Origin of the sequence: Pyrinomonas sp., from assembly GCF_040289685.1 — a bacterium.
GTDB lineage: Bacteria > Acidobacteriota > Blastocatellia > Pyrinomonadales > Pyrinomonadaceae > Pyrinomonas.
In genome coordinates this window covers 31,271-41,497 of sequence record NZ_PSLQ01000011.1, presented here as the reverse complement: position 1 = coordinate 41,497, position 10,227 = coordinate 31,271, and the positions used below count along the sequence as shown (strand labels likewise).

Genomic DNA, 10,227 nt, shown 5'->3' with positions numbered 1-10,227 from the left:
AAGCCCGGGGCTCCCGGCGGCGCGTTCTGGTGGGCCGGTCGATGTAGCGGCTGGCGTTCGCCGGTCCACCTTCGAAACGATCTTAGACCGGAAGTTCGGCGAACGCGCCAGCCTCTTCCTGCGCGGTTCTTACTTCGCCGAAAGGCGAAGCAACGGCACGCCGCTGCAGACTAATCAGACGCGCGCGCGGCAGTTGAACGCCGGCAGCCGATGGGCTGCGGCTGAAGCGGGCGACTTTGACCTGCGAGCCTACTTGAGCACGCAGGTTTACGACCAAAACTTCTCGGCAGTAGCCGCCGACCGAAGAATGGAGACGTTGACGCGCGTGCAACGTTCTCCATCGCAGGCGTTGGGAGCGGCGCTCCAATGGGCGAAGACGCTCCGCCATCAGACGCTAGTGGCCGGGACCGAAGCGCGCCAAGTGCGCGGCGCAAGCGACGAGACCCTTTTTTCGGGCGGGCGGCCGACTTCGCTTGCAGGTGCCAGCGGCAAACAGCGCACGATGAGCCTGTTCGCCGAAGATTTGATCCGCATCGCGCCGCGCGCCGTTCTCACCGTGGCGTTGCGCTACGATCGCTGGCGAAACTTCGATGCTCTGCGCGCGACGCGCCCCATCGGGGCTTTGCGCGCGACAGTTGACCAATTGACCGAGCGCAAGGAAGCAGCTTTCAGTCCGCGCCTCTCCTTGTTCTACCAATTCAACGAGCGATTGGCGCTGACCGGCTCTGCCTACCGCGCGTTTCGCGCGCCGACGCTCAACGAACTGTATCGCTCCTTTCGCGTCGGCGACGTGCTGACGCTGGCCAACCCCGACCTTCGCGCGGAGAGGCTGACGGGGGGCGAAGCGGGAACGAGCTATGCGCGTGAGCCTTTCTCGGCGCGCGCAGTGTTCTTCTGGTCCGAGATCACGCGCTCCATCGCCAACGTGACGATCTCAGTGGCGCCGACGCTCATCACGCGACAGCGTCAAAATCTCGGGCGCACGCGCGCGCACGGCATTGAGCTCGAAACCGTTTGGCGCCCGACATCGCGCTGGTCCATCGATGGAGACTACATGTTCGTCACCGCAACGGTGGTTCGCTTCCCCGCCAATCGCGCGCTGGAAGGTTTGCGCGTGCCGCAAGTGCCGGCTCATCAGTTGACGTTGCAATCCAGGTACGCAACGCCTTCGGGTTGGAGCTTCGCGGCGCAAGCCAGGGCATCGAGCGCCCAATTCGACGACGATCAAAACCTCTTCCGACTCAGCCCTTATTTTACGCTCGACCTCTTCGCCGCGCGCAAACTCCGTCGTGGACTCGAAATCTTCGCTGCGATGGAGAACGCCTTCGATGCCCGCTATGACATCGGACGCACGCCAGTGAGAACCACAGGACCGCCGCGCCTCGTCCGTTTCGGAATGCGCTTTGCAACAAGCGCACGATGAGGCGCCGTTGTCGCCTTCAAATTCGACGTTCCACGCCGGCTCATGAACCGAAGGGAGAGATGCCCGAAGAGCGCGCTTGTAGTTTCGCAGCCCGCTTCTAGCGGAGAGAGCTAAGCCTTTCGATGTAGGGTCAGGAGGGCGAAGCCGCGAAGGAGGTCCGCCCCACCATCGAACCGGTCCAGCGCGGCACAAGCATCAGCGCAAGCGCGCGCGGCCCTTTCGTGCGCTGCTGACACGCCGTACAAGGTCGCATAAGTCGCCTTGCCCGCGCGTAGATCCTTGCCCGGAGTTTTCCCCAAGTCTCCGACGGTGGAGGTCACGTCGAGAAGATCGTCCGTGATCTGAAAAAGCAGACCGAGTTGCATCCCGTATTCGGTCACTGCAGCAAGATAATCGTCGCTCACCCCGGCGATGAGCGCACCGGCGCGCGCGGCGGCGACGATCATGGCGCCTGTTTTGAAGCGATGCATCCTTTCAAGCGCCGCTTCCGAAACCACTCTTCCTTCAGCCTCTAGGTCGAACGCTTGTCCGGCGACCATGCCGCGCGGCGTGCCGGCGGCACGCGCCAGTTCCGCGACGAGAAGCGCGCGCGTCGTAAGATCAACGTGCTCTTCTTCGGCGATCGCTTGAAAAGCGAGCGCTTGCAAAGCATCGCCAGCGAGAATTGCCGTCGCTTCATCGAAGCGGACGTGACATGTTGGCCGACCGCGCCGCAGATCATCATCGTCCATGGCCGGCAGATCGTCGTGAATGAGCGAGTATGTGTGAACCAGTTCAAACGCGCCGGCTGTGGCGAGCAACGCTTCGGTGCGCGCGCCGAAGGTTTCGCCGACGGCGAGAAGCAGAGAAGGGCGAAAGCGTTTGCCGCCAGCGAAGAGGCTCCAGCGAATCGCACGGTGCAAACGTTCCGGCGGTTCGCTTTCGCGCGGGACCAACCGATCCAACGTCGCTTCGATTGCAGCGCGACGCGCTTTCAGAAAAGCGCGCGCTCGTTCCACAAACGCTTCGTCAGAACGGGATCTCTTCTCCATCAGGCTCTTGTTCGTCATCTTCGCCGAAGCCGTCCTCAGCCTCACCAAAATCGCTGGTGAAGACGCGCCCGTCTGCATCTTGCAGCAGCATCTCGATCCGTCGCTCCGCTTCGTTCAATCGCTCTTGACATTCGCGCGACAAGCGCACGCCCCGTTCGAAAAGTTCCAAGCTCTTTTCGAGCGGCAGGTCTCCGCGCTCCAACTCGCGGACAATCTGCTCGAGCTGCGCGAGCGCCGTTTCAAAATCGACTTCCTTCTTTCCTTCACCCATTCTTTCACCTCACGTCTCGCTTGATCTTCGCCAACCACCGCCACGGAGGCTTGCGGAGACCGCTCGGTTGACAGCACTTCCGATGAGGGTCATCTTGACCTTTCGCGCCGGGTTCGCGATTTCGGGCGCGTCCAGCTTCGCCGCAAAAATCGCCGACCGCGCGAATTACATCCCCTTCGTTCGTCGGCGCGTGATGGCCCGCCCACTCAGCTTCCGCTCGCGCGGGTTGAATCCGCAGTCTCGATCTCTTCGACGCGGCAGCGAGCCTCACCTTCGGCCAGACGCAAGCGGATGGCGTCGCCTTTGCGCAGGTCGCGCGCGCGTCGGATCAGCTCTCCGCTCTCCTTTCGCGCCAACGCATAACCACGTCTGAGCACGGCCAACGGCGAAAGCGCATCGAGCGCAGCAGATGTTTCGCCCAAGTGGCGACGCCTCGCTTCAATCTTCGCGCGCACGGCGGCCTCGAGCTTGGCGCTAGCTTGCGTCAAACGCACGCGCCCGACGTTGGCGCGCTGCGAAAGACCGCGCGGCGAGATGGCGTAGCGAGCGGCGACGACACGTTGCCGTTCAGCTCCCAGACGACTTTTGATCGTTGCTTCGAGTCGCGCACTGAGCTGGGCGTGAGTCTGCGCGGCGCGGCGCAACCGGTCGCGCACCTCGTCGAACGCGGGCGACATCGCGGCTTCCTGCAATCGCGCGCGCTCACGCAACAGGAGGAGCCGCATGGAATGAGCGAGCGCCCGAGCGAGATCCTCGATTCGCACGGCCAGACCATCTTCGCAGGCCGCGACCATCTCTGCCGCTGCCGAAGGCGTCGGTGCCCTCAAGTCGGCAGCCAAATCAGCGATGGTGTAATCGGTCTCGTGGCCCACAGCGGAGATCACAGGGATTTCCGAAGCGCGAATTGCGCGCGCCACCTCTTCTTCGTTGAACGCCCAGAGGTCCTCGATTGAACCGCCGCCGCGCCCGATGATGATCACGTCGATGCGTTCATCGTCGCGTTGGCTGGCGATGAGCTGCCTGTTGTAATCGTTGAGCACGCCAATGGCGCGCGCGATCTGCTGCGCCGCGCCTTCGCCCTGCACGCGGACCGGAACGAAGAGTATGCCGACGGTGCGCGTGCGGCGCTTGAGCACGCGCATGATGTCGTGAATGACGGCGCCCGAAGGGGAAGTCACCACGGCCACGCGACGCGGGAGCAGCGGCAGCGACCTTTTGCGCGCTGGATCGAACAGCCCTTCGGCAGCAAGTCGTTCACGTAACTGCTCGAAGGCCAGCCACAACGCGCCGATGCCGACCGGATCGAGCGCTTCGACGCACAATTGGTATTCGCCACGCGGTTCGTAAACGGTCAGGTGGCCGCGAGCGCGCACTTGCAATCCATCGTAGGGACGAAAGCGTATATGCGCGTTGGCTTGACGAAAGCAAGCGGCACGCAACTGTGCTTCCTCGTCCTTGAGGATGAAATACCAGTGGCCCGAAGCGTGATCGCGGAAGTTGGATATTTCACCCTCGACCCACACCGAAGCGAAACGCATTTCGAGCGCGCCGCGCACTTGTGAGGTCAACTCGGAGACCGTTAGCGGGCGTCGTTCCGTCTCGTCGAAGAGCGATAGCAACAGCGGAGACTTCATTGGGCATCCCGGCTCCCGCACCGAGTTTACACCAATTCCAAAAGGCGCGCGACGCTCATGCAAGCCGATCGCCCGACCGACGAACCGCCACAGGATCTGAAAGGCTCGGTCGCTTGGCGACCTTTGCGCCACCGACTCAAGCGACGCGCGGCCCCAAAGGCCTCTCAGCCAATCCCAGCCGACCTCACTGCTACTGCGCGCGCGTGACCGGCCCCAGACTGGTTGCCACCGCATCTTGTCGGCGGATGCGCACGCGCAAAAGCGGCGCGTGCCCTTCGTTCGCTTGCGACAGGTAGGTGATGGTGTATGCGGCGCGGAGCTGTGCTACCACGCCATCGTAAGCGCGTTGCAGATCTTCGAGCCGCGTGATGGTGAAGAAGACGCCGCCTGAAGCGGCTGCGAGCTGCTGTCCTTCTTCGCTGGCGCGCGAGGTCAGCGCCATATATCGCGCGCGTACCGGATCGGCCGCGTCGCGTTCAGCGGCAGCAGCTTTTGCCGGAATCAATTCCGACGGGACGTAGAGCGGGTAGATGATCGCGCCCGATTCGCTCACCAGTTCGAGCAGGGCGGCGAACGGCAAGAAGGAGCGATTATCGTCGCCATCTGAGAGGACCACCACAGCCGTTCGTTCGTTGCGAAGAGGGCGCAAAGTTTCGATGAGCACATAGGCCAAAGCATCGTAGAGCGCCGTCGCGCCGCCGGCTTCGATCTGTTTGACGCGCTCGGCGAGAAGCTGTTTGTCGGTGGTGAAGTCGGAGATCTTCTGCACGTCGTCGCGGAAACTGACAATGGCCAGCCGATCTTGCGGCCCGATGGTCTCGATGAAAGCGAGCGCCGCTTTGCGAATGAAATCGAGCTTCTCTTCGACGCTGCCCGAAACGTCGAGCAAGAGAACGAGGTTAAACGGAGCGGTTGTCGGCTGGACATCGACGATCGGACGCTGTTGACCATCTTCGAGGACGATGAAATCGCTAGCGCGCAGGCCATCCACCGTCGCCCCGCGGCGATCCCGAACGCTCACATTGAACCGGGCGAGGCGCGCGCCCGCAGCGGCATGAAGTTCGCTCGCGCGTGCGACGAGACGCGGCTCCGGCCCTTCATGCGGCGGCAACGTACCGACGTATTCATCAACCAGACGTGGCACGATTTTGCGAACGGCGGCGATCAGATCCTCGTTGCCGCTGCGGATCATGGCGCGCGCGGCTTCGGTCAGCCGGCGTTCGCGTAGATCGGCGGGCGCAAGCTCTGGATCGACGCCGAAGAGGACGACGCCGCGCCGGGTTGAGACTTCCACTCGCACCCGCTTGTCAGCGGGCGCCTTCTTCTCGCCCAAATAACCCGTGAGTTCGTACTTGCCTCCGCGCACTTCTCGCGGCTTGGCCAGCTCCATTTCGCTTAAATAGCGCGGACGGCTCGCCGTCCAGACGAAATCGTAACTCAAAGCCTCTACTGGAACATCGAGGTGCACGGTGCCGGTATCGGTCTCAGCCGCAGCCTCGCGAAAATCGCCGATTAGATCTATGGCTCCTGATCCCGAAATGGCGCGGACGCGCGCCCGAGTCGGCACGCGCAGCAAAAGATCAACGCGCTCTTTGTCAACGACCGGCTCTATTTCGACGCTTCTGCCGACGGTGCGAACCGTCACCGCTTCTTCGGCTGAAGAGGCCGAAGCACGTCCTTGAACGACAAGCGTAACCGCTTTTTGCTCTTCCAAGGCGACGATCTTGATGCGTCCTTCGCGGTTGCGGACCGTTAAACGCGCGTCCACGGGCAGCGGGATTTCGCGCTGCTGCGCACGTCCGCGTTGTTCGCTGACGACGAGCGCAACGAACAACAAGCACATGAATGGAACGCTTCGTTGGAGCATCGCTCTTGAATCTTGCCGCAAAGATCGAACCGGACGCAACATCGCAAAACCGCGCACGCGCGATTGAACGCGCTTCTCGCCGAACCCAGCTCAACGTCCCATCCAGAAGAAACGCACGTAGAGATAGGCGGCTTGGACGACGCCGATCACGAAGCCGATGACGAGGCCGAAAAGCTCAATGGTTCGCAGATGTTGCCGCGAGACCGAGAGCACCAACTCTTCGAGCTTCTCTACGGGGTAGTCGGAGACTTTGCGCCGGACGATGCCGCCGACATCGAACTCTTTGATCGTTGCTGGCAGACGCTCTTGCGCCGAAGCGACGATGCGCTCGGCCAGCGCCTGCGCCGCTTGTTTGATCACGCCGTCGGAGATGTAGTTGTTCAACCTCCCGATTGGGGCGACGAGCAACCGCTCGATCTGCGCGTTGATCATGGCGTTGATGGCCTGCGCCGTCTCGGGACGCGAGATGGCACGAAACAAAGCTTGGGCTAGACGCTCCTTGAGCTGTGGCGCGGCATCGGGCTTGACGTGTTGCAACAGTGCGCGCAGCGTGTGCGGACGCAGGCGAGCGATCGCTTCGCGCGCGTAGTTGGCCACGGCGCGCACAACCTCCGGGCTACGCGCCACGGCGAGGATGCGCCCGGCGATCTGCTCGCGCACGGCGGCGAGCTTATCCGGCGCGATCTGCGCGACGATCTCGTTGATCGGGCGTTCCAACACCCGGTCAATCGTCGCATGAAGAAACCGCACCGCCTCTTGCGCGAAGGCTTCGCCGCGCAAGTACTCGTCTATGCGCCGCGGCAGACTGTCGTTGACCAGCTCATCCACTTCGCGGTGAATACGCTCGCGCGAGATGAAGATCTTTTTGAAAAAGGAGAGCTGCGCGTAGTAGTCATCCACCTCGCGTTTGATGAGCGCGCCGATCTGCGTGCGCGTCCTTCCCTGTGTTGCGATTTCGGCCAGTTGGTGCGCGATGGGTTGTATTTGGCGGCTGATGTGATCCTTGAGGATGGCGACCGCTTCAGGCGTGACCAGTTCAGCGAGCGGCGCGTTGCTGTGCGTCAATTCATCGAAACGCTCCTGCACAAAGGAACGCACGCGCGCTTCGAATCCAGGCTCGCGCACCATCCGCGAGAAACGTTCCTCCATGAACCGCACCACCGCCGCAAAAGCCTCGTCATCGAACACTTCGTGAAGGCGGCGTGCGAGCAACTCATCCGCTCGTCGCTCGACGAAAGCGCGCACCGAATTCATCATCTCAGGACTTTGCAACAGCGACGCGATGCGTTCAGCAAGGCGGCGCTGAAGCCCCGAGATGGCATCGAGCACCGGCGCCCGAAGTTTCGACGGCAGATGATCGAGCAACGAGCCGTACTCGCGGTTAAGCACCTCATCCGCATAGGCGGCGAGGAAGCTTTCGATCTTTCGCCGGAAAAAGCCCGTGTCGAAAAGAGCGCGCGTTACCGTCTCCTCTGAAACGAGTTCTTCACCAACAGCGCGCCCGATCGTTTCGGCCAACCGTTGACGATGGCGCGGAATCATGCCTTGCGGCCAAATGGTAAGACCGAAGAGCTTGACCGGATAACGCGGACGAAAAAGCATCCGAACAGCAAGCCATGCCGCCAAATACCCGTGCACGGTCGCGACGACGACGGTGATCAGCAGATCGATCGTGAACCGATGGTCTATCGCCCTTGCTTCCCCCTTCCTTTTCCACGAATGCTAAACAGATGCAGCGCGCAGCGTCAACCGCCGCGCAGCGATCCAGCAAAAGAGTTCCCGCGGCAAACGAAAGCGGCGCGAAGAAAGAACCCCAAACGGCTGCCACCTCCGTTGGAAACCTTTTGATCGAGCTGACCGACGACTACGGGACGATCCTCTCAGCTCTGCCTTTGCGGCAAGTCTGACACCCTCGTTGAAGTGTGGTCGAATGCCGCCTTTCCGGCTCGAAAACAGATCGAGGGCGCAAGCGGTCCAATGACCATTCACACCCTTGACTGAAGCCTTTCATGTCGCTGGCCGATCTCGACGTCAGATGAAGGCTTGGGTTGCGTTGTTCGTCGCTGCCGCGCGGACGTGAACGCTGCTGGCCGGTTTTCCAGCGCTCAGCGCCCAAAGAGATGGCCCGGTAAGCGCTAGCGCTTACCGAGCGACTTCAGGTAAGCGACCACCGCGCGTGCGTCTTCGCGGTTCATCCTGTAAGGCGGCATGGGCGGGCGCAAGGGCTTGCCGTTCGGGGCGATGCCGCTTTCGAGCAACCGAATCGCTTCTTCTTCGGTGTACCCGGGAAGCCCGGCGATCGCTGGCGCGATGTCGGTCCAGTTCGGGATGGGATGACGCGGCGCGAAGTCAAGGACGCTGCCCTGCAACCAACGTTTCTGATCGAATTCTCCCGTCGGCGTGCGCGGTGAGTGGCAATCGATGCACATGGCGACTCGCTCGACCAAATATTTGCCGCGCTCGATGAGCGCGGCTGATGAGCTGGTCTCAGCCGCTGGCGCGTCGCTTCGCCGCTCGGCCGTTTGCGCCAACGGACGCGGGAAGAGGAAATGGCCGACGAACAGGAAAACGAAAGCCACCACCGAACTGATCTTGAACGCTTTCATCATCAACGCTCCGAAACGGCGACCTCTTGCGAGAAAGCTTATCTTGGACAGACTTGAATATTCGAGTCGCTCAGCGATGTCAATATTGATCTCGATCTACCGTGAGCTACGACTTAAGCTCTACGCGCCTCACCGAATTCGCACCCGTCGAAGTTCGTCGCCGCTTTTCACGAAGCTTTTCGCCAACGGCGAGGCGTGACGCACTACGCCCACAGAACCCGATTGCGTCGCTGCATCCTTGGATCGTTGGGCCCCTCGAATTCACGCCAACAGCGTTATAGAAAAGAGGGGGTGAGGGGGAGCGATAAAACCCATCCCCTTCAGGGGTGGGATACACGGACACCCCACGCGCGGCCGAAGGCGCGTCACGCGCATGGTGGGCAGCCGGCGACGAACGGTGAATCTCACGCGCTCTCGCGCCGTGGGAGCGTTAACTCTTTGAAGCTGAACTTAAGCTTAGTGTACGGAAACCCGCTCGCCGCCGCGAAAGGTTTCCTTCACGCCAACGGGCGATAGCCGGGAGTGACCGCTCAAATAGCGATCGATATGGCGCGCGCACTCGCGCCCTTCGGCGATCGCCCACACGATCAGCGATTGACCGCGTCGCGCATCGCCGCAGGCGAAAACGCCCGGAACGTCGGTCGCGTAATTTTCAGCCTTCACGTTGCCGCGCGCGTCGCGTTCCACTCCCAATTGGTCCAACAACCCCGTTTGTTGCGGGTGGAGAAAGCCCATCGCCAACAACACCAGTTCCACTTCGAGCGAAAAATCCGAGCCCGGTATCTCGCGCATGCAACGCCCCTCGTCCCACTCCACACGCACGGCGTGAAGCCTGCGAACGTGGCCGCGTTCGTCGCCTTCGAACCGTTTGGTGTTGATGCTCCATTCGCGCGCACCGCCCTCTTCGTGCGCAGCGGAAGTACGCAAGATCATCGGGTAGGTGGGCCACAGCATGGTCTGATCCCTTTCGCGCGGCGGCTTGGGCAGAAGTTCGATCTGATAGACCTCTCTCGCTCCTTGCCTGTGCGCCGTGCCCAAACAGTCTGCGCCCGTGTCGCCGCCGCCGATGATGCAGACGCGCTTGCCCTCAGCCGTGATGCGCTCTTCGAGCGGAACAAGGTCGCCAGCGTTGATGCGGTTCTGCTGCGTCAGGTAATCCATGGCGAAGTGGATGCCTTTCAGCTCGCGCCCAGGGATCGGAAGGTCGCGCGGAACGGTCGCGCCGATGGCTAAACACACGGCATCGAAGCGCGCGAGCAACTCTTCGGCTGTGATCTCCACGCCGACCTCGACGCCCGTTTTGAAGATCACTCCTTCAGCTTCCATCAGCGCGAGTCGCCGGTCGAGCATCCACTTCTCCATCTTGAAATCCGGGATGCCGTAGCGAAGCAGCCA

General features: G+C 62.0%; 7 protein-coding genes and 1 pseudogene. 1 reads left to right on the top strand and 7 read right to left on the bottom strand.

Translation table 11 applies throughout. The annotated features are described in order from the left end of the window. The coding region (locus tag C4334_RS04380; protein WP_352430870.1) for a TonB-dependent receptor at positions 1–1,423 on the top strand (1,423 nt) is incomplete at its 5' end. A 110-nt stretch (positions 1,424–1,533) separates the two neighbouring features. On the opposite strand, the gene C4334_RS04375 is transcribed toward C4334_RS04380, so the two are convergent. From C4334_RS04375 to C4334_RS04345, 7 genes and pseudogenes are all read right to left on the bottom strand, one after another. Then, positions 1,534–2,454, bottom strand: coding sequence for a polyprenyl synthetase family protein (locus C4334_RS04375; RefSeq protein ID WP_352430869.1), 921 nt, complete (start codon positions 2,452–2,454; stop codon positions 1,534–1,536). Then, entirely contained in the window at positions 2,432–2,725 is a 294-nt protein-coding gene (gene xseB, locus C4334_RS04370) for an exodeoxyribonuclease VII small subunit (protein ID WP_352430868.1), read from the bottom strand. The genes C4334_RS04375 and xseB overlap by 23 nt, the downstream gene beginning before the upstream one ends. A 206-nt stretch (positions 2,726–2,931) precedes the next feature. Continuing rightward, positions 2,932–4,359 (bottom strand): exodeoxyribonuclease VII large subunit, encoded by a 1,428-nt coding sequence (gene xseA, locus C4334_RS04365; RefSeq protein WP_352430867.1) that lies wholly within the window; start codon positions 4,357–4,359, stop codon positions 2,932–2,934. Between the two features lie 190 nt (positions 4,360–4,549). Then, a complete protein-coding gene (locus C4334_RS04360; protein ID WP_352430866.1) occupies positions 4,550–6,226 on the bottom strand; it encodes a VWA domain-containing protein in 1,677 nt (558 codons plus the stop codon). A gap of 90 nt (positions 6,227–6,316) precedes the next feature. Next, complete coding sequence (locus C4334_RS04355) at positions 6,317–7,864, bottom strand: DUF445 family protein (RefSeq protein WP_352430865.1); 1,548 nt, start codon at positions 7,862–7,864, stop codon at positions 6,317–6,319. A gap of 497 nt (positions 7,865–8,361) precedes the next feature. Beyond that, positions 8,362–8,835: a c-type cytochrome gene (locus tag C4334_RS04350; RefSeq protein WP_352430864.1), complete on the bottom strand. Its 474-nt coding sequence runs from the start codon at positions 8,833–8,835 to the stop codon at positions 8,362–8,364. 453 nt (positions 8,836–9,288) lie between these two features. After that, positions 9,289–10,227, bottom strand: a pseudogene (locus tag C4334_RS04345) (glutamate synthase subunit beta); the annotation flags it as partial.

Bases quoted from the DNA above. Each gene is read 5' to 3' on its own strand.
- xseA (WP_352430867.1), bottom strand. From the start codon at position 4,359: ATGAAGTCTCCGCTGTTGCTATCGCTCTTCGACGAGACGGAACGACGC.
- C4334_RS04360 (WP_352430866.1), bottom strand. From the start codon at position 6,226: ATGCTCCAACGAAGCGTTCCATTCATGTGCTTGTTGTTCGTTGCGCTC.
- C4334_RS04375 (WP_352430869.1), bottom strand. From the start codon at position 2,454: ATGGAGAAGAGATCCCGTTCTGACGAAGCGTTTGTGGAACGAGCGCGC.
- C4334_RS04350 (WP_352430864.1), bottom strand. From the start codon at position 8,835: ATGATGAAAGCGTTCAAGATCAGTTCGGTGGTGGCTTTCGTTTTCCTG.
- xseB (WP_352430868.1), bottom strand. From the start codon at position 2,725: ATGGGTGAAGGAAAGAAGGAAGTCGATTTTGAAACGGCGCTCGCGCAG.